Consider the following 25946-nt stretch of genomic DNA (forward strand, 5'->3'; position numbering starts at 1 on the left):
AAATCGTCGAGTCCCGTCCGCTCCGCCACCTTGAAGCTCAAAGGGCCAGTTACCGTTTGTAATTGGTCCTTTTTTTTTGCGGCCTGTGAGAGAAGGGCCGCGGGTTGATCGCGGCACGTCCTGTACCGTGCCCCTGCGGGCGGCTCCGCATAGCTGCGCCGTCCGATTTTGCCGTCCTGCAAAATCGTCGAGTCCCGTCCGCTCCGCCACCTTGAAGCTCAAAGGGCCAGTTACGTTTGTAATTGGTCCTTTTTCTTTTGGCGGCCTGTGAGAGAAGGGCCGCGGGTTGATCGCGGCACGTCCTGTGCCGCGCCCCTGCGGGCGGCTCCGCATAGCTGCGCCGTCCGATTTTGCCGTCCTGCAAAATCGTCGAGTCCCGTCCGCTCCGCCACCTTGAAGCTCAAAGGGCCAGTTACGTTTGTAATTGGTCCTTTTTCTTTTGGCGGCCTGTGAGAGAAGGGCCGCGGGTTGATCGCGGCACGTCCTGTGCCGCGCCCCTGCGGGCGGCTCCGCATAGCTGCGCCGTCCGATTTTGCCGTCCTGCAAAATCGTCGAATTCCGTCCGCTCCGCCACCTTGAAGCTCAAAAGGCCAGTTACGTTTGTAATTGGTCCTTTTCCTTTTTGCGGCCTGTGAGAGAAGGGCCGCGGGTTGATCGCGGCACGTCCTGTGCCGCGCCCCTGCGGGCGGCTCCGCATAGCTGCGCCGTCCGCTCCGCCAGAAAGAAAAAGGACTTCAAGCAATTGCCTGAGGTCCTTTTTCGTTTGCGGATTGAGGTGGTTCGTGGAGCGTACAGCCTATTTCGTCTTCTTTACTGTCGCGATTCTTGAACGGACAGGTATATTCACTGAATGCAGTCCGGGCTTCTGTCCGTGGAGATCGAATTCAAGCTCAACTCCCGGCCTGAAGAGTAGTGTATGCGTTGAGCCTCCAAAGTGGAACATGCCGAGGGGATCGCCTTTTTCTACGTGCTGCCCGGGGTAGACGGTTATTTCATTGGAAGAGACCTCGGCCATTCCGACAAACATTACGCCCATCAAGCCGATATCGGGATTGTCCGCTTGGATGAGCACCAATCCACGGGTTGCAACGTGGGTGATGTACCCTTGGGATTCGTTGGGCCCTGCCGGATCAAACCCCATGCTTTGTGCTTCGGCGTAGTATGAGCCGTCGATGTTTTGCGTTTTGACGATAGTTCCGCTGACCGGACTGTGCCAGCGATGGTAGCTGAGCGCGCTCAGGAAGGCCTGATAGATGGTTCCGCCCTCGAACTGTTTGGCCAGTTTTTCATCCCCGAGCATGTGAACCAGTGAATACGGCTGGGCCTTGATCCAGAAAGTGTCGCTTAGTTTTACTTTGTGGGCCAATTTGTAGGGGGCGGATTCGCAGGCATTGGCAATGACGGCATCGTCCTTTGGTGATGCAATCGGGCGACGGCCTTCTCGGAAAACGCGGGTAAAAAAATTATCCCACGAAGTAAAACCCCAATACGGCTTTTTCGGATCACAAACAAAATCATCGGCAAACGTGGGCATGGCTTTCATTGCGTCGCGGCCGAACCAGCCGTGTTTCGGGTCGTTGTTGAGTACATAGCACGACTCCGGTGAGCTGAGGAATACTGCCCACTGGTTGAGTATCTTTTTAAGTTGGCGATTCACCTTGCTATTGAGAAAAGCGACAGTTCCGGCTGGTGTGCCCATGGGCCAGTCAAGAATCGCATTGATGGGAAACCCCACCAGCCCGGTTCTGTTGAACTCGGGAGCACGCATCATGATGGTGTTCAACAGCTGCAGCATGTGCTTATAGTCTCGAACCTGCGGTTTTTTGGTCGGGTCCTCGTTATAGGGAGGCTTGGTCGGGATCTGTTGGAACATTTGGGTAAAAAGCATGAAGAGTTGCGGATCATTTTCTATGAGGTCTTTGAATTCCTGAATAACAGGAATCAGCGGCACATCCCCTTTGGCCTTGGTCGCGCGGATTATGTTCGTCTGCCAGTCCTCCAGAGTTGTCTGATCCGAAGGCAACCATTCTCCGACCTTGTACGGAGTCGGCTGGTCGGAAGTTGCTGACCTTGCAGACAGTGACGCGCAAAAAAAGAGAACTGCTGAAATGACGAAGACTGTTACTTTGTTTTTTGAAAAAAGTTTGTCTTGCATGACATCTCCCTGCAGTAAACGAGGTTGAGGAAAGAGGGCTGTTAAGATCGCTGTAAGTCCAAAAAAAATTCTTCAATTGAGCATATCTTATATGGGGAGGTATCTCTACGTAAAAGAGCATTCATATTTATGTTTGGTCCATTTTTTAGTGCTTGGGAAAAAGGGAAGAGGGCCGCGGGAGGACACGCCCTGTGTCGGCGTCCGTGGAAGGAACATGGCTGCAGAGCATGCCTTTGTTAATCGGAAGGGATAGTGGTTGAACCTGTGTGTGCTGAATGCTAATTAAAAACAATGAAATTCAATTTTTCTACAGCATCCCAAATCGTTTTTGGCCGCGGCAGTGTTGAAGGTATCGGCGGATACGCAAGCCGGAAGGGGACCAAGGTCTGTTTGGTCTGTGGGGGGAACCCGGAGAGGGTGGCCTCTCTTCGTGACTTGCTGGCTGAAGCTGGGCTTCAGCCGCATGTTGTCCCTATTTCCGGAGAGCCCGACACCAAAAGCATACAATTGGAAGCAGGACGGGTTCGCGACCTTGGTTGCGATCTGGTCGTAGCCGTCGGTGGCGGGAGTGTAATGGACGCTGGAAAGGCCCTGGCTGCACTTCTGACCAATATCAGGGACGTTTATTCCTACCTTGAAGTTGTGGGCGACGGCATGCCGTTGGACCATCCTCCTGTTCCGCTTATTGCCGTGCCCACAACTTCGGGCACCGGAGCGGAAGTTACGGCAAATGCGGTTCTGCTTTCCCCCGAGCATGGGGTGAAGGTGAGCCTGCGTTCAACGGAAATGATTCCGGATATCGCTTTGGTCGATCCTTTGCTGGCAGTCTCCATGCCGCCTTCTGTTACGGCATCAACGGGAATGGATGCATTGACGCAGCTCTTGGAGGCGTTTGTCTCGATAGCAGCCAATCCACTGACTGATTCGCTGTGTCGTGAAGGGATGACGCGCGCGGCGCGTTCTTTGGCTCGTGCGTACGCGGATGGGAGTGATGTGCTGGCCCGTGAGGATATGGCTATGGCATCGCTTTTTTCCGGAATGGCTCTTGCCAATGCCAAGCTTGGGGCTGTCCATGGTTTTGCAGCGCCTTTGGGCGGAGCTTTCCATGCGCCGCACGGAGCTGTTTGTGCAGCGCTATTGCCGCATGTCATGGATGTGAATCTACAGGCTCTACGGGAGCGGATGCCCCAAAGTCCGGCTTTGCAAGCCTATAAAGAGGCGGCCGTTATTCTTACTGGGGAGCCCGGTTCGGAAGCTGAGGATGGGGCGGGCTGGGTACGTGCGCTTTGTCTTGAATTGAACATCCCCAGACTTGCAGCACTCGGCGTAACTGAAGATGATTTTTCGGACTTGGCAGGTAAGGCGGCCAAAGCGAGCAGCATGAAGGGCAACCCCATAGAACTGACCACTGCTGAGTTGGTGGAGATATTGGAGAGGGCTTTGTAGTTTATACGGTTGGTCGAGGTCCCCAGATTTTTGTTGGATTCTGGGGACTTTTTGTCCTCCTTCTTCCTTTCCTTCGGGGGCTGTTCTGGAGCGGGAACGACGAGCAGAGTACTGCCGTTTTTTCTTTGGGCGCGGATAGACGAAAAAAAGCGGAGCAACATTGAAGTCGCTCCGCTTGTGTTCTCTTGGTGCCGAAGGGGAGAGTCGAACTCCCACGAGGTTGCCCTCACTAGACCCTGAACCTAGCGTGTCTACCAATTCCACCACTTCGGCGCGATGTGGAGGAAGAGTATTTAGAGAAAACGCGAGCGTTTGACAAGAAGTTATTGCAAGAACGGCAAGAAAAATTTTAACGAAAGGACTGCCAGTCCAAAAAGAAAGGGTTGAAAGCTTGAACTTTCAACCCTTGTGTTCTTTTGGTGCCGAAGGGGAGAGTCGAACTCCCACGAGGTTGCCCTCACTAGACCCTGAACCTAGCGTGTCTACCAATTCCACCACTTCGGCGCGGTGTGGAAGAAAGTATTTAGAGAAAACGTGAGCGTTTGACAAGAGGCAAGTGAAAACTTTGCCAGCTTATCTCCGGGGCCAAAAGCTATCTGGTTATGGCTCGGCCTTTGTGTAGCCCTCCCGTATAATCGGCCCAGCGAAACGATGTACCCACTATGGGGTTGTTTTTCGTTGCGAATGTTTGCGTGCATTAGAGGCAAGTGCGTTACACAGAAGGCAAATGCACGATTCTCTGGTCTGTTTGGAAATGAAGTATGCGAAGAGAAAAAGGAAGCTGGAACGCTTTGTCTACGGGGGGGCGGCAGTTGGGGGGAATAAGGAAAAGGTGGGATCAAAAGAGAAAGGGTTGAAAGCTTGAGCTTTCAACCCTTGTGTTCTCTTGGTGCCGAAGGGGAGAGTCGAACTCCCACGAGGTTGCCCTCACTAGACCCTGAACCTAGCGTGTCTACCAATTCCACCACTTCGGCGCGGTGTGGAGAAGAGTATTTAGAGAAAACTGGGCGCTTTGACAAGTCCTTTTTGGATTTTTTTGATTTTTTTTTGCGTGCGAAGTAGGAATCATTTGCGCCTTGCGCCTGCTGGTATTTTATTATAGCCAAAGACCGGGCGCGAATAGCGCCCGCTACTGTTTTTGCCACACAAGGAATCCTGCCATGATCGTTGCCAAAGATCCAAAAGAACTTGCCGAGTCATTAAGCGCCTCTTGCGTTACCATCGGAAACTTCGATGGCGTTCACAAAGGGCATCAGAAGCTCATCTCACGGGTCATTCAGCGTGGAGCCAAATTGTCCATGTTGAGTGTCGTTGTCACTTTTGAGCCTCATCCGCTGCGTGTCATAACCGGCAAGAAGACTCCTCCTTTTATTACCCTTATTGAACAGAAGCTGGAGCTTATTTCTGCCATGGGGGTGGAAGCCTGCTTGGTGCTTCCTTTCGATAAAGCCATGGCTGCCATGCCGCCGGAGGAGTTCGTCAAACAATATCTGGTTGATGGGCTGGCCATGAAGGATCTGGTCATCGGCTACGACTATGCATTTGGCAAGGGACGCCGCGGGGACCACACCCTGCTGCGTGCTTTGGGAGAGGAGTATGGGTATTCTCTTGAACGCCTTGATCCTGTTATCATAGATGGTGCAGTCGTCAGCTCCACTCGTATCCGCGATATGGTTCAGGCCGGCAATGTGTGGGATGTTCCAAATTTGCTTGGCCGTTTTTATCAGATTCGCGGCCGGGTCATCGAAGGATTCGGGCGTGGTGCAAGTTTGTTGGGATTTCCCACGGCAAACCTGGAACTGCAGGACGAACTTTTTCCCAAACCTGGTGTTTATGCTGTTTGGGTACAGTGCCCGGAGCTGTCCGAACTGCCCCTTATGGCTGTAGCCAATATTGGTTTTAACCCTACTTTCGGCAACGAACGACTGTCTGTGGAAGCCCATATTCTTGATTTTAAAAAGGATATTTACGGGCAGGAACTCAAAATTCATTTTGTGCAACGTATACGTGACGAAAGAAAATTTTCTGGACCACAGGATCTTGTGGCCCGTATTCGCGAGGATGTTTCCCTTGGCCGGGAAATCCTCAGCGCTCCGGAGGCCCTGATTTAAATGAGAATGATCCGTCGTTACGTCCGTCTTTGGAAGGATATTGTTCGCTCCTACCGCAAGGTCAGCTCGTTCCGTTGGCTGATTTTGGGAGTAGTTGTCGGAATTTTATCTGGTTTTGCTTCTGTTCTCTTCTTTCTTGGTGTTGAAGCAGGCAAGCATTTGTGTCTCAATGTCTGGGCCGGACTCAGTCTTCCGGCACCAGAAGCGGAGGAGGTTTTTCACTCCGTGCCCGGTACATACCGTCCGTGGGTGCTTCCCCTTGCACTTACCGTGGTCGGCCTGTTTACCGGCTTCATGATCAAACGATTTTTTCCGGAAACCCTGTATAGCGGCACGGATGGCACAGATGCCACCATCAAGGCCTTCCACCAGCAGAACGGGCGCATCAAGCCCAGGATTTGGATTGCCAGGACCTGCCTTGCCATTCTGACCATATCCGCCGGTGGCAGTGCTGGACGCGAAGGTCCCATTACTCAGGCCGGGGCCGGTATAGGTTCCTGGGTGGCCGATAAACTCGGCATGTCCACCCGGGAACGCCGCATTATGCTTCTTGCAGGAGCCGCAGGTGGATTGGGGGCCATCTTCCGTGCCCCCTTGGGCGGCGCTCTTACTGCCATCGAAGTTATTTACAACGAGGACTTTGAAGCGGAAGCCGTACTCCCTTCGGTATTGTCCTCTGTTGTTTCTTACACGATTTTCACAATGTTTTTTGGAACGGCACCGATTCTCACAATACCGACTTTTCACTTCAATCCGTTGGAGATCGGCTTTTACGTGGCTTTGGCCGTGGTTTGCTCCATAAGCGGCTGGCTGTATGTGCAGACGTTTCGTTTTGTGAAGTACAGTGTGTTTTTCAAGCTTCGCGAGCGGGTCGGCATTGTCTGGGGACTTGCTATCGGCGGCCTGTGCATGGGCCTTTTGGGCATGGTTTTCCCTCAGTTGCTCACAGGCGGATACGGTTGGCTGGAAATGGCTGTTTTGGGGCAACTGCCCATCCTTATGATGCTGGCAATTTTTATCGGAAAGATCGTGGCTACTTCGGTGACGCTCGGTTCCGGTTTCTCCGGCGGTATGTTTGCCCCCGCCTTGTTTGTCGGTGGATTATCCGGCGGCATGGTCGGCAAACTTTCCGCCATGTATTTCCCTAATGTAGTTACCCAGCCGGGCGGCTATGTGCTGGTGGGAATGGCTGCTTTTTTTGCAGGCGTTGCCAAGGCCCCAATCGGTCCCCTGATCATGGTTTGCGAGCTCACTCAGGGGTACGGTCTGCTGGCTCCCCTTATGCTTTCGTCGGCTTTGTGCATCATCCTTACCCGCAAGTCCAAGCTGTATGAAAACCAGGTGGACAACAAGTTTGAGTCTCCGGCCCATATTGAGGATGCCACGATCAACATCCTCGAGGAAATGCACGTGGGCGACCACTACAAGACGGGGCGCGTAACCGTTTTGGAAGAGGGCATGACGCTCAAGGCGCTGCTCGATATCGTGGCCAATACCAACAACATGTATTTCCCTGTGCGCGGTGCTGATGACCATATTACCGGTATCCTACCTTTGCAGGACATTCGTAAAGTGCTGTTTGAGGATTGCCTTATGGAGCTCATCGTTGTGCGCGATTTGATGCGACGTCCCATCAGCCTGCATCCTCAGGACAACTTGTATAAGGCGCTTTTGGCTTTTGTAGATACGAACTACGGCGAGATCCCTGTATTGAGTCCGGATGACGATACCGAGGTCATGGGCATTCTGAATAGGGAAGACGTGTTCAAGGCATATTCGAAAGCAATCAAGGAAATTCGTCAGAACAATCTTTGATTCACTGGTACGTTTTGACTGTATAAAACTGTACGTCGTCTGTAGGGCGACCTTGGATAGCTGCCAAACCCCACTTCTTTTGAAGTGGGGTTTGTTTTTGTAACGATTTCATTTCGAGATGCTGCTGTTGGGATGTTCATTTGATCGGCTCCGATTGAGCGCAACAGTGAGGCTGAAAAAGGACATGCGGGTATTGGGGCGCTAATATTTGAATAGCAGACGTAACGCTGCCATGAGCAAAAGAACATTTATTTCGTATTGGGGCACGTGGCAGAAGGCTGGTATTGGGCATGGACTCTGATCAGGCCACAAAACCGTGCGTAACGTGTAGTGGTTCATACTTGATCTGACAGTCTGTCCCTTTTGACGGATTACAATTGTCAGATTAGTTGAGCTTTGAAACGTATTCAGTCCAGAGGTGCTTTCCTTCGATTATAGTTGCCATGGGCGTCTTCCCGCAACACATTTTCCCCTGATGCGTCCGTTCCGTGTTGTACTCGGCAACCCATGCGTCAAGATCAGCCTGCAAAGAATCCAATGAAGTGTAGAGGGTTCGCCGAAATGCGACCTGATAAAACTCATTGAGGATGGTCTTGTGAAAGCGTTCGCAGATGCCGTTGGTTTGCGGATGCCTGGCCTTCGTTTTTGTGTGCTCGATGCCGCACACGCCAAGAAACAGTTCGTAGTCGTGCTTCTCCACACTACCGCAGTATTCCGTGCCTCTATCCGTCAATATCCGCAGTATGCCCATGCCTTGCTCTTCGAAAAACGGCAGAACCTTGTCATTGAGCATGTCTGCGGCAGTGATCGGCGTCTTGGTCGTGTACAGCTTGGCCGCTGCCCATTTTGAATACGTGTCGACGAAGGTCTGCTGGTAAATACGGCCAACGCCTTTGATCGTACCTACATAGAACGTGTCCTGGCTCCCTAGATATCCTGGATGTGCTGTTTCGATCTCGCCGTGGGCAAGATCGTCGTCCTTCTTTTTTTCGAGTGCCTGCACCTGGGCTTCGGTCAGAAGCATTCCCGATTCTGCGGAGAGTTTTTCCAATGCTCGAAGACGCAGCTTGAAGTTGTGCAACTCGTGCCGAAGCCAGATCGACCGCACTCCGGAAGGCGAGACAAACGTCCCGAGCTTGCGGAGTTCATTGCTGGCTCTGGTTTGTCCGTAGGCGGGAAAGTCGGTGGCATAGGCGACAACTGCATCTTCAATGGCCGAATCGACCCTGTTCTTCAGATTCGGCTTGCGCCGATTCTTGTCGAGCAAGGCCTCAACTCCGCCATCCTCCTTGGCTGCCTGGTACCGGTAAAAGGTGTCTCGGGAAAAACCCATAAGCTTACAAGCCCTTGAGACATTACCAAGTTCTTCCGCCAAATTGAGCAGGCCGACCTTGTGTTTTATGACGTTGTGATTGAAACTGGACATGAGGTTCTCCTTTGAGCACAGGGCTCAGTTTGATGGCTTTCAACATTTCCATCAAAAGGGAGAACCTCTCGTTTTTCAAGAGGAACTGTCAGATCAAATCGAAACTACTTCACGTAACGATATCTGTGCAATTTTTGGGTTCGCAAACTCCGCTCCACGTTTTTTTGACGCGCATAGAATCGTTCCCCGATTTCCGGTACGTGAGTGCGTATCCACCGCCTCCACGTACTTCTTCCATACTTGGCGTGTAAGCTTTCCTATTCTCCAAGCTTAATGCCCGGCACTCTGGCCTTCGGGGCCGTCAGAAACAGTCGTATCCGACTGGAGACTAAATAAGACCCCCCCTCGCCAATCGGCGAGGGGGGGCAGTAGTCAGGGGCGTCCTTTTTTAGCTTTGAAGACGACCGGAATTATCCCGAATTATCTTTGATCCCTCATGTTGTCGATAATGGTATTGAGTTCTTGGGCGAGTCGGGCAAGGTCCGTGACTGCTTCCGAAGATTGGGTCATGGAGTCCGATGTCTTGGAAGAGATGCGGTTGATTTCGTCCATGGCATGGCTGATTTGCTCACTGGCAGCGGACTGTTCCTCACTGGCTGTCGCAATGCTGTGTACCTGGTCAGCTGTTTCCTGAATCATCCCTACTATTTCTTTGAGTGCCGTCCCTGCATCCTCAACCAGCTCCGTACTTTTGGATATCTGGTTGGAAGTGGCTTCAGTATTGCCAATGCTCTTTCTGGTACTTTCCTGGATGGCGGCAATTGAAGATGCAACTTCATTGGTCGCGTTCATGGTTTTTTCCGCCAACTTTCGGACTTCGTCGGCAACCACAGCAAAGCCTCGTCCCGCGTCGCCTGCTCGGGCCGCCTCGATGGCGGCATTAAGGGCAAGAAGGTTGGTCTGATCGGCTATGTCGGAGATTACATTCATGATTTCTCCGATGCCCTCTGCCTGTTCTCCCAGATGGGTCATGTCGGACTTCAGCTCGACAGCCTTGGAGTTGATATCATTTATAGTTGTAATGACAGAGGCGACAATATCGGCTCCGTCGTTGGCTTTGGCTATTGTCCGGTCTGCGAGTTCCGCAGCGTTGGAAGCATTGTTTGCAACTTCCATTACCGTGGCGTTCATTTGTTCCATAGCAGTGGCGGCTTCGGATGTTCTGTGTTGCTGCTCCTCAGCTCCTCGGCTCGCCTGCTCCACCTGCGCGGAGAGTTCTTCGGCGCCGGAGGCCGCCTGAATGGACACCTGGTTAGCGTCTTGAGCGGCTTGTCCGATGTTTTTGTTTTGCTCCTCAATCAGCTTCTGCTGTTTTTTTATCTCCGTGAGGTCGGAGAACAGGCTGAACCCGGCGATAAGTTTACCATCCAGATCGTACATCGGGGCCGAATCTATTTGGATGAACACCGTGTTGCCTTTTCGTGTTTTTGTTTCCAGCTGGATATTCTGGATGGCCCGGCGTTCGCGAATCGATTTTCCCGTGCTGGTGGGGTGTCCTTCTTCATTATAGAAGAAAAGGCTGAGGGTTTGTCCGTAGTAGTCCTCTGGTTTCCCATCGTACTCAAGAACGTCAAGTATGGCTTGGTTGGCAAAGATGATCTTTTCGTCTGTATCTATAACGACACATGATATGGTCATTCCGTCGAGCAGGCCCTGGGCGAATCCCAGTTTATGCTTGAGTTCCGCAACCATGCTGCGAATGTTGTTGGCAAGGTGGGCTAGCTCATATTTGAAGTCCGTGCCCAGAGATACGGAAAAATCCCCCTGTGCAACCTTGCTTGTAAATGATTCGATGTTCAAAATCGGGCGAACAATGAGTTTGCGGACGATGAAAATAATGAGCCCTATCAGGATAAGGATGACTACAATACCAAGGCCAATGAGTACATCGCGTTGGGCTATGGCTGTTTCTGCCAGCTCCGATGGATAGGTGCTCATGCAGATTATCCAGCCGGTTGCTGGAACCTGCGCAAAAGTCATCAGTTTTTCTTCGCCATGCCAATCGTAATAGAGCATTCCGTTTTTTTGGGCGATGGCATCGTGTATGAATTTGTGCCCTGGTTTTTGCCCAATAAGTTTTTTTTCCGTAGCGTGGGCTATGAAGGTTCCTTCAGCATCTATTATGAATCCATATCCGCGTTTGCCAAAGCGAACGTTGTCTATAAAATCGTGTGTGAAAAGAGACCACTTGGGAAAGACCGCGACACCGCCGATAAACTGCCCTGCATTGTCCAAGACAGCATGAGAGACAGCGAAGATCAGTTCCTTTTTGGCCGTGTTTGCCTTAAAGACTTTTTTGCCGAAATATGACTTTTTCCCTGCGGCCAGCGCCTTGGCATAGGGGCGGGCGCTGACGTCTATTCCAATGAGACTTTGCCCCGCATCATCTACGCCAGCAACGATTTTACCATCCTTGTTGAATACAAGCATGGAGTAATACTCATCGTAAATGCGCAGGTTGTCTTTCATTCTTTCGTGGCACGGGCCGGTTTCCCCCAGCTCCAAGGCATTTTTTACAACTTTTTGCAGTGCAAGTGTGGATGCTATATTTTGAGCTTCATCAATATATACACCAAGCGATTTCCTTGTGTTGTCAGCAAACTGCTCTATAGATTGGGTGCTTAACTTGAGCGTTATGTCATAAGATGATTTGCTGACATAGAATACCATTATTGTAATTGCTGCAATGATGGCAATGCTTGAGGATAGAACTAGAACAGTGCTTACACTTTTCTTGAACATGTGTTTCCCCTTAGCTAGATATGTTTTGTCCAGAATGGTGACAGTTATTCGGTTTGAGCATCAACTGGGGATGTGCAATTTGTTTTTTGTTATATTTTTTTTGTTATCTTGAAAATACTTCCTTTTTTTAGATATGTTCTGATATTTATAGAGGTCGTGCTTGAAATTTTACTATTGATGTGGTGAATTTTATAATGAAATTAATATTTGCAATGTGTTTTTTTGGTTTTATGATAACTTTGTATAAGTATGCTTCATAGCTGAAGACATTTTTGCATCTGTATTTCATCTTTCATATGTTTTAAGTTTATTGGTAAAGAGCTCTTGCGTTGTTTTTTCAATTTTTGATAAGTTTTTGTTTGCTCAGTGTATGTTATTTTTTTGTTTTGCATTGACTTTTTTTTAGTGGATATAACTAGTTTCTGTTTCGTTATTTCTAAAAGCGATACTGTATTTTATTCCTCTATTTAAACCGTGTCAAAATCGATATATAAATAACTCTTTTGTGTCAACCGACACATGGAATAATGCACTTTAATAAGCTATTGCGGGACCAAATGTCCTTTAGAAATGACCTGATACATGCGTTGATGGAACTGGAGCGCGAGCTGGGCAGCTTGAATCAAGTGGCCCTGAAACTTCGTGTCGACCGGGCGGGGTTGAAGCGGTTCATTGATGATGAACGAGGTCTGACTTCCAAGACACTTGAGAAAATCCTTGCTGGTCTCGGGGGGCGGATTGTCTTTGATGTTCCGGCCAAGGATATTGGGCTCTCTACAACTCGTTATGAACAGTATGTAGCTGAAATTTTATATGAAACATCCCGTATTCTTGGTAAGACGGCGGAGGGGATAGCTGGTAAGGGCTTTGGGGGACGGATTACTTCTGGCGTCATCTGCGAAATGCTGGCTGGGACCAGGGAGATGTCTGTGTACGATTTTTACCGCATATGCATGGCTATAGGTGTTTCTGCTTCTGATGTGCTTCAGCGCGCTTCTGAGCTTTGCGGGCGGGATTCTTCCAAGGGATTAGAGGAAGAGCTGGAATAGATCATTGTGTGGCGCCATTTTTTGCAGTGTTCCAGTAGGACGGGCTGTTTTATAGTTCATCATCCGGCGTGTGAAAGATGGAGAGCAAAGGCTGAGGCTTGCTTGTGTGAAAAAAAAGTGGAATTTTTTTTACTTTCTTTTTTGAAAATGAAATCTTTTTTATGTAATCTGACATGATTTGTTGTTGTAGTTATCATAAGCTTTCCACGTCTGTTTACCCCAAAACAGGAATAAATTTTTGCATATTTGCCTTTCGATATTCTGGCTGAGTGTTCGTAACGTCTATGGTCCGCTTCATCTTTTGGGCACAGTGTGCCGAGCCGGTAGCCGTTTTCTCTGAATGGAGCAGGGGGTGGATGTTTCGGATGAAGTCCTGTTGATCTTAGCCAAGGAGCCTGGATATCCGTTGACTCGCGGCTGTTTGTTCTGCACTTGTCATTGCAGTTTTATAGGTATTGTTCAGGTAAACCGTAGGCTTTTTGGGTGGGCTTCGGCAAGCTGCTCAACCCATTTCACGAGACAACCTAACTGAATGTAATCATAGCCGTCACGTTGACGACAATGGCCAACTCATCGAAAGAATGAGGAGGGAGCCGATACTTTTCTTGACCATCGGCTTCTCCTAAATTAGGTCAAGAAGTTGATGTAGAGGTCTCATTTACGCTTTGAGTATTTCTTAACCAATTATTTCTCCCTTTATTATGAAAGACTTAAAAACATCAGATGAAAGCTGTACTCCCGAAAGTGCAAAGCCCATCAAATATATTGTGAGCGCTTGTTTAACCGGTGTGCGGTGTGCCTATGACGGCGAACATCGTAGAGTGGAAAGAATTGTAGAAATGGTCCGCGAGGGGATTGCTCTGCCGGTTTGTCCTGAGCAACTTGGCGGGCTTCCCACGCCTCGCCCCCCTGTAGAAATTTCTTCGGGAAGGGTTGTTGACCAGCATGGCAATGATCTGAGTGATAATTTTGAGCGTGGGGCGCAGGAGGCATTGAAAGTTTGCCGGATGGCTGCATGTTCAAAGGCAATCCTCAAATCGAGATCCCCCTCGTGTGGTAGCGGTTGCGTCTACGATGGGACCTTTAGCGGTGCTCGTATTAGCGGAGATGGAGTTTTTGCGGCACTCCTTAAAGCAAATGATATTGTGGTGTTATCTGATGAAGAATTTGTAGATCTTGTCGAAGAGGAAAGCTGAAGCTTTTCGAGCAAATCAAGAGCTGGATGGCGTGCTCGAATCAAGGGCTTGTGTAGACATGATTTGCCTATTTATAGTAGGCTAACCCTGTACTGAAATATCAGGAGGGGGATATGGCAAAACTCGTGGAAGGGCAGTTAGAGGTCTGGAGACTCGCCAGCGAGCTTTCCACTGCCAGTCATAGCATGGCATCACAGGGGCTCCGGGATTATGTAAGTTATCAGGAAAAGCTTATGACCTATGCCCCGGACATAATTCCTCGTACCGTCGATGTGAAACCAATTGTCGAGTCTGACACCGGACGTATTGTTTCCAAAATAAGTTGAGCTTTTACAGAATTTTTTGAGCGCCGTAGCACCTGGAAAAAGGTGTTGCGGCGTTTTTGGGTGTTTTATTGAAAAGTCCACAGTACACGTAATTAGTCAGGCCTGAAAAACCCGTTTCAGCTTCTACGCCACATTTTCCGCCAGCCGTCGGCTTGAGTCTTTGCCGAGGAGCAGAAACGCCAAGAGCGCAAAAAACTCTCCGATTTTCCGCATCCACTTCCTGAAGTTGAACGCCGCTGCGGCCATAAACAAGTTAATGGCGTCGCCGACCGCGCCCTTGAGATAGCTCCGGGCCATGCGGTGATCGTGTTTGAGATGGCCGATCACCGGCTCGATAGCCGCCCGACGGCGGAAGCGGAGCCGCGCCATAAGGCGCTGGTACGGTGTGTCCTTCTTCTTCGGAGGCTTTGGGATGAGGATTTGCGTGTCACCGACCTGATTCAGGCCCCTGTAGCCTCGGTCGCAGATCGCCATGGACGGACAGACCCCGGTGACCTCCCAACACTGTTCGAGGACATCCGGCAACGTATGGCCGTCGTAGACGTTCTCGTTGAACGACATCGCGCCGACGATGATACACGTAGTTTTTGTGACCGCGATGGACGCCTTGCGCCCGAACTCGTACTGCTTGTGCGCTTTACCCTTGGAGATGCAGAGAATATCGGGTTCGTGTAGGCTGTAGACCTTATTCTTGTCGCTTCGTTTCTGGTCCTTGACCCGCTCGTACAGGTCAAGTCGCTCCTGGTGGCGGCCCAGGGCTTCGCCCGGCAATTTGCGCCGGAGTTCACGGATCAAGGCACCAGCCATTGTCCGCATCTTCCTCGCCTTTTTGGCCATCTTCATCCGTTTCAGCCGAAGCTTGGGGAGCGTGCGCTTGAAGCTGCGGCGTAGACCGACGCCTTCGCTGTCCGCGATCTTACGGCAGCCCTCGATGACTTTGGTCAAAAGCTTCAGGTCGGTAGGAAAGGTTACGTTCTTTTCCTGGACCGTGGTATCCACCGTGATCTCTCGTTTTTTGGCGTCATCACCGTGCAGTTCCACGGAGACCTCGAAAATCAGTCGTGCCCCGTCCTCGCCAATGCGCTTGCGGAAATAGATCAAATCCGTGGGATCGCAAGGCAGCTTCCACTGGAACTCGGTCATACCGCAAAACGCCTGGTAGTAGGGATTTTGCGTCCATGCCTCCACGACCCGTTCGTCGCTCAGATTCTCCAACTGCTTGAGCAGCATCAGCCCGACCATTAGCCGGGGCGGCTTGGCTGGCCGACCTTGGTCGCTGTAGAGTCCGGCGAACTCCTCCTCGAATCGCCCCCAGGGAATTCTCCTCGCCAATTGAAGGAGCGGAGCCTTCGGATTGAGCTGGTCCAGAAGGTCTGGGTAAAGGAACGTACCCTGCGGCTGTTTTTTGGATTTTGCCCTCATGATTCTCCCGCCATTCGCTGCATCATTTCGACCGGTTTTATACTAATTCACAACGTTCTCTGGTCGAAAATACTACATTGTACAAGGAGAATTGTTAATAAAAATCAATCCACTAGAGATATTTCAGGCCCGACTAATTACATTTTTTATTTACTTGCTATAGGGGGACACTCTAAATGAGAATTAGGAAATCCGGGGGGCGTATAGGACAAATGCCGGATAAATGTAGGTAGAATGCGGGTTTTCTAATAGGGCACAAACAAAAATTGAGCGAAATTTCAAAATGAGAAAATAGCCCAAAATCGTCGATTTTGGACGCTCAAAATGAGAAATGTTGAGCGGCATTTTTTGTGTCTTAATCCCATCAATTTCACGGGGATAACCTGTTGTTATCCCCGTTTCCTATTAATTATTATGGGGCTAACATTAACGAAAAGTTTTACCCAAACTTTTACCTTTGTACTTGCGATTAACCGTATGATATTAAAGAAAAAATAAAGAAATACACACGGGACAACTTTTACCTTTTGCAAACCTGAATACACTACTTCCACGGTGAAACCATTGCACAAACCTATGCGTTAGCTTCTTTGTGTAACAGACTAAAATAACAGGATTTAACAAGATACATAGTGCGATTCCTTTTTTGTCCTTCGCGCCTATGTTTTTATAAGAAAGTTGGACAACAAGTTGGACATTGCAAATATGTAGTAATAAGCCTCAATATAAGGACATTTTTTCTAGCAAGAAAAAAATAAACTTGGACGCTGTATCACAGCTTCGGGATGCCAGTTCTCAGGTCAATCCTGCAACCAAACCTGCAATCACACAAAAAAACAAAAAATTATTTTATACCAATATGTTAAGAAGAAAAATCAAAAAATAAAGTTGCAACCCAGTTTGACTCACAGTGTTTCAACTTCATTGGCGTAAGTTGAAACGGAACATGAAACACCAAAATCAGGAAATATTTTCGTTAATTCAAGGGGATACAGCTATGTGTTAAAACTCGTAAACTTGAAACTATTTACGCTTGCTTTTTTACAGCCTCAAGTCGAGCATATTTTTCGCGTAACATGCTATTTTCTTTCCATAATTGTCTATTTTCAGCAACAATGTCGCGGCTCAGTTGTCGCTCATTGTGTAGTTCGTCTTCTAGTCTGGAGCAGCGGCAAAGTGCCTGTTGCAAACGGCTCTCTGCTTCGTCGACATTTTTGCTAATAATACCTGCATGCTGGGGGTTTTTATCCGACTCGAGGACGGGTTCCTTGCCCAAAATAAGCCAGTCAAGTGAAGCGCCTGTCTTTTTACACACGTTTGAAACAAAAACTATGTCAGGAGTTCTATCGTCTCTTTCGTAATTCCCGATAGTGTTTTCATGAGATCCTACGAGGTTAGCGAAGTCTTTTCGACTCATTTTTCCTCGCAATACTTTAAGTCTGTAGCCAAATGTCATTATTTTAAAGTCCCTCTTCTATCATTCCCACAAACTTTAACGCCCAGAAACTGACGCATTCCACTTGAATCTTCTGAATACACAAATGAAATATTTTTTGGGCTATTTTACACGAATGAGTTGACTTACGGTCCCAATCGTGTTTACGTGTGTTTCACGGGTGCTAACTAAATCACTGAATAAAATTCCTAATTAGCATTCGCCTGTGTCATAGGTCAACGAACCAGTTTGGACGGTAAACGGCAGTTTTTGGGACGATAAATAAGCAGCACGCGACATTTTATACCCCCAAAAAAACCAAATAGTAGGCAGGGAGGGAGTCATGAGTAATAGACGCTTTCAGGACAGCCTTGAAGCCATTAACAACAAAAGCAACGTACTGGATTTTATCGAAGAATCACTGATCCACCGGAATGCAAATGAGATGTTGCCTTATTCCGACGATGCGCTGTGCGGACTTGCTCTTATTGTGGGGGAGTTCAGCCGTGACGTTAAAAAATTGCACAATCAATATTCCAAAGAGTCCCACGGTACTACGCACGAAACCACTTTTGATGATGTAGCAACAGCCAGTCAAGCCACGCAGTAGCTATCACCCCGCCTCACACAGCCCATCAATTTTAGGCCGTGAGTTTTGGAAAACTCACGGCCTTTCTTATGCGTCAAGTCCATTGCTCGTAACGTGGCAATTAAATTCAAAGAAAACATATAAACTTTGCATAGTTTGCATAGATGGCATCATTTACACGTACGTTAGCATTACTATGCATTTCGATATGAACAATATAAGCAGTATCTATGTACATCAAAGCATTTAGGAGGATAAACCATGTTAAAATTTCATGATATAAAATGTCTTTTCAGTCCTAAGTTCATTGTGTTGCAATTGCGTCAGCTCCCGCCACTTGAAACGCCTGTTATTGATAGTATTTTTGTGGACAAATCTCAGCTTCCTTTTCCTGTTGTTGCATTGGAAGACATTGAAATGTGCCTGGACGAATTGCCGTTCATCACCCGCGGCGGTCAATCCATTTCGCTGGGCGGCGACTCCCTTGAAGGGAAAACCATTGAGCCGCTGCCTATCAGAATGAACGAAGGCATCAAGGCAAGTGATCTTATCAATCTCTACGCTCTGGACGGTACATCACGAGAAGTCTGGACAAAAAACAAGATAGATAAGATGCGCCGCATCTACAGAAAAACACTTGAAGCCCTTTGCGCCATCTCCATTTCCGGGAAGATCGTCTGGCCCGTGCGGACCGAGGGCGGACAGTTCACAACCTACACCATTGACTACGGTACGCCCAAAGTCGTTACTATCGAAAACAAATGGAATGCGACCGGCGCAACAATCAAGCATGTATTCACCTCCTTGAAGCAGATGAAAAAAGTTCTCAAAGCCAACGGTTATGCCACCAACCTTGAGGTGTGGGCAGGTGACAAGGCGTATGAAACTCTTTTCGGCCTGACGGACTCCCACCCCGAAAAATCCAGCATCCCGGTAGCAATCAATGAAGATTACATTGATATTGCAGGGTTTAAAGTTAAAGACCGCTCCGAAACCTACCGCAATCCCGAAACCGGTACTCTGCATCCGGTAGTAGCTGAAGATGAAATTGTCATGATCTCCAAGGACGCAGGCCACAAGCTCGTATACTGCGCAGTTGATGATCTTGACGCAAATTTCAGGGCCATCCCTTTCTTTATTAAGCCCGTCAAGAAGGACGATCCTAGTGCTATCTCTCTGATCGGCGAGGGCAAACCCCTCCCTGTTGTGAATGTAAAGGGCATTTGTAAAGGCAAGGTAGTTGCTGTCGTTTAGGTAAGTCGAGATTTAGAGGAGAAACGATAATGACTATTAAAACGCTTGAAGAGGCAATGGCCGAAATTGAACGGCTTGAAACAGAGAATGAACAACTTCGGGCAGAAAATGAAGAACTCAAAAACTCTGAATCTGAGCATGGCGATAACGAAGCCGAGAGGCCCCAAAAACAGAACTCCATGAGCGGGGTAAGTGGCAATGAGTTTTCGTCCTATACCAATGACCTTCTCGAAAAAGTATAAGGAGTTATCGCATGGGCATTGATGGAGTTGTAAATAGCTTTACCGCTGGAGCCGACAGAGCGCACACCGAATCCCATCCTCCGGTAATCAGAATCGGTAAATTAAAGACTGGTAATGGAGTTCTGCCCACAGGTCAGCTTCTGGTGCGTGACGCAAACAACCTCCTTGTCCCTTATACCGGGGCTGAGAATGAAGTCATGGTCGGTGTGCTTGATATCGGAATTGATACTGCTGTCCATGAGATCGGCGAGTACGTGATACATGGAACCGTAAAAGCCCGACTGCTGAGCAAGGACAATGGCTCGGAACTGACTACTGAAGATATCTTCGCCCTGTACAAAATCGGCATCTTTGCAGAGTGACATCATGTCTATAATTGATGATGTCTTAGCCGTTATTGGAGAAGGGTATCGACCCTACTACGGCAAGGTGAGTGAACAGGGTAAAAAGCAGGTTAAATGCGAGAACTGGGATAGTACATTCTGGTTTGTAAAAGAGACTGACCGAAGACGTGTTTTTATGTGCCTTGGGTGCGAGTCTCGCCCTTGTGTACTAGCAAATCCAGAAGGTTTTGAACTGACAATGCAGGTGCCTGTCAACTCTACTAAAATATCTTTTATGGAAGCCCGTGCAGTTTCTCCCGAAGAATTGTTCCGGCATAAAAAATGGTTTCGTGCTGAAGAAGCTGCTAAATTGCTTGCTGTATCAACAAGGAAAATTCGTTATCTCGTTGAAGAAGGCGCACTGGTTCGGCATAAAGATAAGCCGTTTAGAATAACAGCCAAGAGCTTAGAGGCTCAATATAACAGAGAAGAGGATTGGTAATGCAGGAAACCAAGTGGGTTGATATAGCCAAGATCGGTACTTGGAAAGACAGTTCTGGCAAGACCGTAGCAATCGATAAACCTGTGTTCGATAGGATTATCAATTCCTTTGATGAATCTGAAAGGCGCGTTCCGCTGGTTTTCGGACATCCCCAAAACAACCATCCTGCATACGGCTGGCTTTCAAAACTACAAGTTTCCGGTGACATCCTTCAGGCCAAGCTAAAACAAGTTCACGAAGACGTTGTCCGTCTTGTTGAAGAAGGCAATTTCAAGAATGTATCCATCTCGTTGTTCCCAGATATGAGCTTGCGCCACATCGGGTTGCTGGGGGCCGTTCAGCCAGCTATGAGCGGTCTCAAAGAAGTTTCATTTTCAAACGAAGATGGGCTTGTCTATATTGAGTTCGAGGCAACTGGTCCAAGAAGCTCTGTGGAGCGGGTCAGGGCCGAACTTGAAAAAGAGCGGCAGAAAATTGAAGTTGAAAAGGCCGCACTGCGGAAACAAAAAGACGCTTTTAACGCAGAAACAGATCGCCGAAAAATCGAGGGTCGCGAAGCCAAATTTTCAAAACTTATGGATGATGATAGAATCATGCCAGGTGACAAGAAACTTATCATATCATTTGCTGAAAACTTGGGGGCAAGCGGGGCTACAATAGATTTTTCAGCATCAGGCCGTGAAGAAAGTGTCGAAGACGCTTTCTGGCACTACATGGCTAACCTGCCTAGAAACGGTCTTTTGACTGAATTTGCCACTCCTGAAAAATATGCAGATTCCCAAAAGTCAGAAGAATTTGAAGACGACCTTTCAGACATAATTTAACACGTTCAAAACTAGTTCAAAATATTTTTTTTAGGGCTACAGTGTATGTACCCTTCAAAAAGGGACAAAAAGCCCGTTAGGGGCCAAAAGAAGGGTAAATCAAATTTGGCACGATAAGGACAGACAAAGTGGGTATAAGAGTGGTGTAAATGGTGGCGGAGCCGCCCACCTCTTTTCTGGAATCTGTCCGTAATTTATAAGTGCCTCCCCGGTTTTTCCGGTGAAATTCTGAGCCACAGAATGCCATGAGCATCAAGATGGCCCTTTTCACCGGAAGATTGGGGCAATTTGGGAAGGTAAAAAAACAAATATTGCACATAACGTGCCAATCATAAAATTGTGCACGAAAAAATTCTCAAGTTGAGTGACCGAAATTCTCAAGTTGAGTGTCACCTTACACTTGCTGAGCCTGGAAGGGCTGGTACAGTTTTACGCCGACACGAGGGGTAGCAAAAGAAAAAGGACTCACGGCAAAAAATGTCGTAAGTCCTTGTATTCTTTGGTGGGCAATGCAGGAGTCGAACCTGCGGCCTTTGGCTCCGGAGGCCAACGCTCTATCCATCTGAGCTAATTGCCCGAAGGAAGAACTACCTATGGGCTTGGCTCACGATTGTCAAGCATATCCTGAACAATTCATCGAAGGGCCGCACATCGTGCGGCCCTTGCGCGTTGCTATTTAGGCCCGAAAAGCTCGGGAGGTCGGGTCGTATTGCCTGTCGCTCCTGGATAGTTCGGATATCTGTACGCCTTCTGTCCAGTCTTGATCAGGTGGTCGCCTTCTTCAAAAAAAGCATTGAATCGTGCCTTGCATTCATAGAAGCCATGCCACCACGCGTAGTCTGGTGCCATCATCGCAGTGCCCATGCGTGCTCGGCGGCCTTCGTGGTGCCACAATTCATAAAACTGCAATTCCAGGTGTTCATCAAAGAACTTTTCCTTGCTCAGCAGTCCCTTGGCATAGAGGTCATCGAGCAGCTTTTTGGCTGGTTTAAAGTAGACGTCGTTATATGCCAGGATGACTTTATCGTATTTGTCGAAATGGTCATTCGTCCAGACATTGCCGTGGCATTGATTACACACGGACTTCATCTTTTCCCGCTCAACCTTCCAGTCGGTTTTGGCTGGAAATGCAGCAAATTCCGAAGGGCGTACCGTGAGTGGGGCCTGAGCCTCCCAGGCCAGACGTTCGGTCACGTCGTGGGAAGTCATTACCGGACCAGAACCGGACATGTGGCATGATGCGCAAGTTGGTGCCCGGTAATCCACTCCGGGAGTCCATGTCCCTGGGGCCGCGGTCCAGTTGTAGGTTGATCCGAATGCCTTAGTGATGTCACCGTGTTTTGACTCGGTGTAGATTTCAATTTGCGGATGGTCCGGTCCCAGGTGGCATTGTCCGCATGCCCCGGGTTTGCGAGCTTCCATTACGGAAAAACGGTGGCGGGTGTGGCAGCTGGTGCAGGATCCCAAGCTGCCGTCAAGGTTCAGCCTCCCTACACCGGTGTTGGGCCAAGTCGATTTGTCTAGTCTGCCGTCGGCGTCCATTTTAAGCACTGTGCCATGACAAACATAGCAGCCTGCCTGGCGTTCTATGTCGGAATTCATCCCCTTGTTCAGCCAAGGATCAATTTCCCATATGATTTCAATGGTATTGGCGTGCTTACTACGTGAATATTGGGTGACTTCGTCTGGATGGCAGCGGGAACAGTCTTTGGGGGTTGCAGCGGCGGCAACCGGAATTTTGTATTCAGGAATGCCCCACTTGGTATCCGATCGTTCGTATTGTTTGTAGTGTACTTGGCTGACATCCTTATCCTTGGGATCGGCCTGATGACAGTCCAGACAAGTAATGTTTGCTGCTGCATGGCGGCTGGCTGCCCAATCCGCAAACAGCCCCGGAGTTTCCACCTTATGGCATTCCAGACAAGCCACAGCCTGTTTCGGCATGGCGCGCTCTATTCGAAATTCTTTCACCTTGGGCAGATTTTGTGTCCTGGCCGGTTGACTTGTCGCCATGAGCAACGCGATGACTGAAAGTCCGATCGCCCATAGTTTGCGGTACATTCTGTCCTCCTTTGGTTTTACGGACTTACAGCGGCAGCCCCGTACTGCGGTACGGCGGTTGAAGCTCCAGGTATCTGTAGTAACCTACATTCAAATGCACCAAATTGCGGTGGCAGTCTGTGCATTTGTACACATATCCGGGCCGTGGGTAGAGCACAGCCCTATGGGCGAGCATGGCTCCACGTTTGTTGGGAATGTATTCCAGGTTGCGGTGGCATTTTAGGCATTGGTCATTTTTGATGGAAGCGTAGGCGTGTTTTTTCTGTACGGTACGGTCGTATGTTTCCGCTCCACCAGTGAAGTGGGAGACGACGTCTTTGATCCCGTGCATGGTTTTGTCGAAGAAAAAGTTGTAGGTGTCGTGTGGTGCCGGAAGGTGGCAGTCCATACAGTCTGCAACCACTCCCCGCGCATTGTTGACATGGGTTGAGGTCTTCCAGGCAAAGTAGGCTGGTTCGATTTCATGGCAGGATGAACAGAATTCTGGCGTGGAAGTCCTGACCATGGTGTAATAGGTCATGCTGAAAAGTGGAAAAGACAACAAAAGACCTATTCCAATGTAGAACAAGCGTTTGAGGCAGTTGCCACGCATGTGCCTCCTCCTGAGGAAAAACGTCCAAAATTATAAGTTACCAAATTTTAGAACGTATTTTGTTCGAATAGTCAATGGTCATTTGGTAGAAAATAGGGAAAACAGAAAGCCCCGGAGATATCCGGGGCTTTCTTGCGTATGGAGAAGAGAGAACGCGAGGATGTCCCGCGTACTTTAAGTTTTACTTGAAGTAGACCAGAGGGCGGCGGTTTTCACTGTTGCGGTTGAGCGCTTGCATAACTCTGTCCACATCACGCGGCGGAACGGTGAATGTGGCGAATTTGTCGTACAGGCGCACATTCTGAATTTTGAATTGGGGAAGCTGCGCCTTGTGGGAAATGAAGTCCACCAGCTTGCGAGGAGTCATTCCGTGCGTGCGCCCCATGGCGATGTTGAGCTTTTTGCTGCCATAGGCAGGAGTTTTGTGGGCTTCGCTAATTTCTTTGTAGCTGCTCTTGTCCAGTTCATTGCCGAAGGCGTGCTTGAGCAGGGCGGCCACAAGATCTTCCGCATCACGGTCTTCCAACAGCTCCCGTGCCATAGCTGTGTGGCTGGCGTGGTTTTCTTCGGCCAGGATGGCATCCAGTTCCGCACAGATACGGGACTTTTTGCTGTAGATGACGTCCTCAATGCATGGCAAAGGCTTTTTTTCAATTTTGAATCCGGCTGCCCGTACAATGTACATCAGGCGTCTGAATTCGTTGGGGGCAATAAGTGTGACTGCCGCACCTTGCTTGCCTGCTCGGCCAGTGCGTCCCACACGGTGAGTGTAGGTTTCGCTATCCTGGGGAAGGGCAAAGTTGACCACGTGGGTCAGGTCGGGAACGTCGATGCCCCGTGCTGCCACGTCGGTGGCCACGAGGATGGAAATCCGGCGTTTACGAAAACGATTAAGGATTTCTTCGCGACGGTTCTGAGCAAGGTCGCCGTGGATGGGGGCCGCAGGGTAGCCGCGTTCGTTCAAACGCTGCGCCACCAGGTCGGTGTCGGCCTTGGTACGGCAAAACACCAGCCCGTAAAAGTCCGGGTCAGCATCGATAACGCGGGAAAGCGCTTCGAACCTGTCCGCATCGTACATCTCGTGGAAGACCTGTTTGGTCAGGGGCGCGCTGTCAGTTTGGGGTTTGACCGAAACCAGCTTGTATTCTTCCATGAATTCTTCGGCAATGCGCATGACCTCGCGAGGCATGGTTGCAGAGAAGAACAAGGTGTTACGGTCTGGACCAGCCTGGGAAAGAATGGCGCGAACATCGTCAATAAAGCCCATGTTGCACATTTCATCGGCTTCATCGAGGATAAAATATTTAAGATGGTCCAGACTCAGGCTTCCACGGTCCAGGTGGTCCAAAATACGGCCAGGAGTGCCGACTACGACATCGACGCCGCGCCGGAGGCTCTTGAGCTGAAGGTGGATGGACTGTCCGCCGTATACGGGAAGAACGCGAATCCGCTTCCGTCCTTTAAGGGACTGGATTTCATCGGATACCTGGAGTGCCAATTCTCGTGTGGGGGTAAGAATAAGGGCCTGCACGGAACCTGCTTCCTCGTCTACCTTTTCAATGATGGGCAGGCCGAAAGCCGCGGTTTTTCCCGTGCCTGTAGAGGCTTGGCCGATGATGCTGGTGCCTCCCTCAAGCAGAAGGGGGATGGTCCGCTGTTGTATCGGCGTGGGTGCAGTAAATCCTTTGTTTTCAAGTGCTTCAAGTACGTTTGGCGAAAGGCCGAGTGATTGAAAATCGTTCATGGGATCCTTGCCCTTGGTGGGCGGTATGAAGAAAAAAACACCGGCAAAACTGCCGGTGGGCGGGATGATAGTACAAAATTATACGCTGGTAAGCGCTGTCTCCCGCTATTCACTATTTTTCTTCTTGTCAAGCTCAAAATTGAGTGAGGACAATCGAAGTTTCGATTACGGGTATCTCTTTATCATGTGTATTGCGTCTGCTTGCAAGAGTCTTTTGACCTGTGACCCGGAGTCAATATCTCTTGTTTAATGCAAAATTTCAAGCGCGGTGAAATGGAAGAAAATTATCCTGTTTTAAAGTGAATAAGTTCACAAGCTGGTTCTTTAAGGGCTGTTGCTCCCGTTTTAGCCCTTGTTTTACGGGGGCAAAATTCGTGCTGGACAAACAGGAAAAGGGCTGCTTGGATTGTTCCATCACGTGCGAATGCACGAGGAGGAAAAAATGAAAATTGCTGTGGAAGTAAGTTTGTTCGGGCATGTCTTTTCAGACGTCGTCGAATATCCTGGCGTTCCGCAGAGCCAGGCCGAAGTTATCCAGTGGTTGATGTATCAGACGGATTTCAAATGGGCTGATTATGAAAATGCTCCTGCGGAACAGAAATTGATTTATAAATTGAACCAGGGGATGCGCCCCTGACGAACCGTCCACTTGGACGGATTTTCAGGCCCGGGTTGCCATGGCAACTTGGGCC

General features: G+C 49.2%; 20 protein-coding genes, 4 tRNA genes and 1 pseudogene. 13 read left to right on the top strand and 12 right to left on the bottom strand.

The genetic code is table 11. The annotated features are described in order from the left end of the window. Nucleotides 1-796: 796 nt before the first annotated feature. Complete coding sequence (locus ACI0FJ_RS01425) at nucleotides 797-2155, bottom strand: phosphatidylserine decarboxylase family protein (RefSeq protein WP_424298073.1); 1359 nt, start codon at nucleotides 2153-2155, stop codon at nucleotides 797-799. A gap of 291 nt (nucleotides 2156-2446) precedes the next feature. On the opposite strand from ACI0FJ_RS01425, the gene ACI0FJ_RS01430 reads away from it, so the two are divergent. Next, a complete protein-coding gene (locus tag ACI0FJ_RS01430; RefSeq protein WP_424298074.1) occupies nucleotides 2447-3601 on the top strand; it encodes an iron-containing alcohol dehydrogenase in 1155 nt (384 codons plus the stop codon). Nucleotides 3602-3787: 186 nt separating this feature from the next. On the opposite strand, the gene ACI0FJ_RS01435 is transcribed toward ACI0FJ_RS01430, so the two are convergent. The 3 genes from ACI0FJ_RS01435 to ACI0FJ_RS01445 form a co-directional block, all read right to left on the bottom strand. Continuing rightward, nucleotides 3788-3874: transfer RNA gene (locus ACI0FJ_RS01435), tRNA-Leu, on the bottom strand. Nucleotides 3875-4018: 144 nt separating this feature from the next. After that, a tRNA-Leu gene (locus ACI0FJ_RS01440) sits at nucleotides 4019-4105 on the bottom strand. 383 nt (nucleotides 4106-4488) lie between these two features. Continuing rightward, nucleotides 4489-4575, bottom strand: a tRNA-Leu gene (locus tag ACI0FJ_RS01445). A 186-nt stretch (nucleotides 4576-4761) separates the two neighbouring features. Here ACI0FJ_RS01445 and ACI0FJ_RS01450 point away from each other — a divergent pair. Together ACI0FJ_RS01450 and ACI0FJ_RS01455 are read left to right on the top strand one after the other, a co-directional pair. After that, nucleotides 4762-5712 (top strand): bifunctional riboflavin kinase/FAD synthetase, encoded by a 951-nt coding sequence (locus tag ACI0FJ_RS01450; protein ID WP_424298076.1) that lies wholly within the window; start codon nucleotides 4762-4764, stop codon nucleotides 5710-5712. Next, the gene (locus ACI0FJ_RS01455) at nucleotides 5713-7527 is read left to right on the top strand and encodes a chloride channel protein (RefSeq protein WP_424298078.1); all 1815 of its coding nucleotides are present in this window, start codon (nucleotides 5713-5715) and stop codon (nucleotides 7525-7527) included. Between the two features lie 385 nt (nucleotides 7528-7912). Here ACI0FJ_RS01455 and ACI0FJ_RS01460 read toward each other — a convergent pair whose 3' ends face one another. Further along, entirely contained in the window at nucleotides 7913-8953 is a 1041-nt protein-coding gene (locus ACI0FJ_RS01460; RefSeq protein ID WP_424298080.1) for an IS481 family transposase, read from the bottom strand. A 420-nt stretch (nucleotides 8954-9373) separates the two neighbouring features. After that, on the bottom strand, nucleotides 9374-11695 hold the full coding sequence (locus ACI0FJ_RS01465) for a methyl-accepting chemotaxis protein (RefSeq protein ID WP_424298082.1): 2322 nt from the start codon (nucleotides 11693-11695) through the stop codon (nucleotides 9374-9376). Between the two features lie 557 nt (nucleotides 11696-12252). Between ACI0FJ_RS01465 and ACI0FJ_RS01470 the strand changes: the two genes are divergently transcribed. The 3 genes from ACI0FJ_RS01470 (at nucleotide 12253) to ACI0FJ_RS01480 (ending at nucleotide 14266) form a co-directional block, all read left to right on the top strand. Beyond that, nucleotides 12253-12744 carry a hypothetical protein gene (locus ACI0FJ_RS01470; RefSeq protein ID WP_424298084.1) on the top strand — a complete coding sequence of 164 codons (492 nt, stop codon included), beginning with the start codon at nucleotides 12253-12255 and terminating at the stop codon, nucleotides 12742-12744. A gap of 701 nt (nucleotides 12745-13445) precedes the next feature. Further along, a complete protein-coding gene (locus ACI0FJ_RS01475) occupies nucleotides 13446-13940 on the top strand; it encodes a DUF523 domain-containing protein (RefSeq protein WP_424298086.1) in 495 nt (164 codons plus the stop codon). A 113-nt stretch (nucleotides 13941-14053) separates the two neighbouring features. Continuing rightward, complete coding sequence (locus tag ACI0FJ_RS01480; protein WP_424298088.1) at nucleotides 14054-14266, top strand: hypothetical protein; 213 nt, start codon at nucleotides 14054-14056, stop codon at nucleotides 14264-14266. A 207-nt stretch (nucleotides 14267-14473) separates the two neighbouring features. On the opposite strand, the pseudogene ACI0FJ_RS01485 reads toward ACI0FJ_RS01480, so the two are convergent. Then, nucleotides 14474-15688, bottom strand: a pseudogene (locus ACI0FJ_RS01485) (IS5 family transposase); the annotation flags it as partial. Between the two features lie 1027 nt (nucleotides 15689-16715). Beyond that, nucleotides 16716-17105, bottom strand: coding sequence for a helix-turn-helix domain-containing protein (locus ACI0FJ_RS01490; protein ID WP_424298090.1), 390 nt, complete (start codon nucleotides 17103-17105; stop codon nucleotides 16716-16718). Between the two features lie 361 nt (nucleotides 17106-17466). Here ACI0FJ_RS01490 and ACI0FJ_RS01495 point away from each other — a divergent pair, with 361 nt between their 5' ends. The 6 genes from ACI0FJ_RS01495 to ACI0FJ_RS01520 all read left to right on the top strand — a co-directional run bounded on the left by ACI0FJ_RS01495 (nucleotide 17467) and on the right by ACI0FJ_RS01520 (nucleotide 20857). Next, nucleotides 17467-17733: a hypothetical protein gene (locus ACI0FJ_RS01495; RefSeq protein WP_424298092.1), complete on the top strand. Its 267-nt coding sequence runs from the start codon at nucleotides 17467-17469 to the stop codon at nucleotides 17731-17733. A gap of 240 nt (nucleotides 17734-17973) precedes the next feature. Next, nucleotides 17974-18966: a major capsid protein gene (locus tag ACI0FJ_RS01500; RefSeq protein ID WP_424298094.1), complete on the top strand. Its 993-nt coding sequence runs from the start codon at nucleotides 17974-17976 to the stop codon at nucleotides 18964-18966. A gap of 29 nt (nucleotides 18967-18995) precedes the next feature. After that, complete coding sequence (locus tag ACI0FJ_RS01505; protein ID WP_424298096.1) at nucleotides 18996-19208, top strand: hypothetical protein; 213 nt, start codon at nucleotides 18996-18998, stop codon at nucleotides 19206-19208. Nucleotides 19209-19219: 11 nt separating this feature from the next. Beyond that, complete coding sequence (locus tag ACI0FJ_RS01510; protein ID WP_424298098.1) at nucleotides 19220-19570, top strand: hypothetical protein; 351 nt, start codon at nucleotides 19220-19222, stop codon at nucleotides 19568-19570. A gap of 4 nt (nucleotides 19571-19574) precedes the next feature. After that, a complete protein-coding gene (locus ACI0FJ_RS01515) occupies nucleotides 19575-20033 on the top strand; it encodes a helix-turn-helix domain-containing protein (RefSeq protein ID WP_424298100.1) in 459 nt (152 codons plus the stop codon). Next, nucleotides 20033-20857 carry a hypothetical protein gene (locus ACI0FJ_RS01520; RefSeq protein WP_424298102.1) on the top strand — a complete coding sequence of 275 codons (825 nt, stop codon included), beginning with the start codon at nucleotides 20033-20035 and terminating at the stop codon, nucleotides 20855-20857. Before ACI0FJ_RS01515 ends, ACI0FJ_RS01520 begins: the two co-directional genes overlap by 1 nt. Before the next feature lie 500 nt (nucleotides 20858-21357). Here the strand turns inward: ACI0FJ_RS01520 and ACI0FJ_RS01525 are convergent. The 4 genes from ACI0FJ_RS01525 to ACI0FJ_RS01540 all read right to left on the bottom strand — a co-directional run bounded on the left by ACI0FJ_RS01525 (nucleotide 21358) and on the right by ACI0FJ_RS01540 (nucleotide 25254). Further along, nucleotides 21358-21434: transfer RNA gene (locus ACI0FJ_RS01525), tRNA-Arg, on the bottom strand. 95 nt (nucleotides 21435-21529) lie between these two features. Next, on the bottom strand, nucleotides 21530-22918 hold the full coding sequence (locus ACI0FJ_RS01530; RefSeq protein WP_424298104.1) for a multiheme c-type cytochrome: 1389 nt from the start codon (nucleotides 22916-22918) through the stop codon (nucleotides 21530-21532). 25 nt (nucleotides 22919-22943) lie between these two features. Further along, a complete protein-coding gene (locus ACI0FJ_RS01535; protein WP_424298106.1) occupies nucleotides 22944-23510 on the bottom strand; it encodes a cytochrome c3 family protein in 567 nt (188 codons plus the stop codon). Between the two features lie 181 nt (nucleotides 23511-23691). Further along, on the bottom strand, nucleotides 23692-25254 hold the full coding sequence (locus ACI0FJ_RS01540; RefSeq protein ID WP_424298108.1) for a DEAD/DEAH box helicase: 1563 nt from the start codon (nucleotides 25252-25254) through the stop codon (nucleotides 23692-23694). A 442-nt stretch (nucleotides 25255-25696) separates the two neighbouring features. Between ACI0FJ_RS01540 and ACI0FJ_RS01545 the strand changes: the two genes are divergently transcribed. Further along, nucleotides 25697-25891, top strand: a complete 195-nt coding sequence (locus ACI0FJ_RS01545) for a hypothetical protein (RefSeq protein WP_424298110.1) — start codon at nucleotides 25697-25699, stop codon at nucleotides 25889-25891. Nucleotides 25892-25946 lie beyond the last annotated feature (55 nt).

It is taken from the genome of Desulfovibrio sp. 7SRBS1 (genome assembly GCF_049723905.1).
Taxonomy (GTDB): domain Bacteria; phylum Desulfobacterota; class Desulfovibrionia; order Desulfovibrionales; family Desulfovibrionaceae.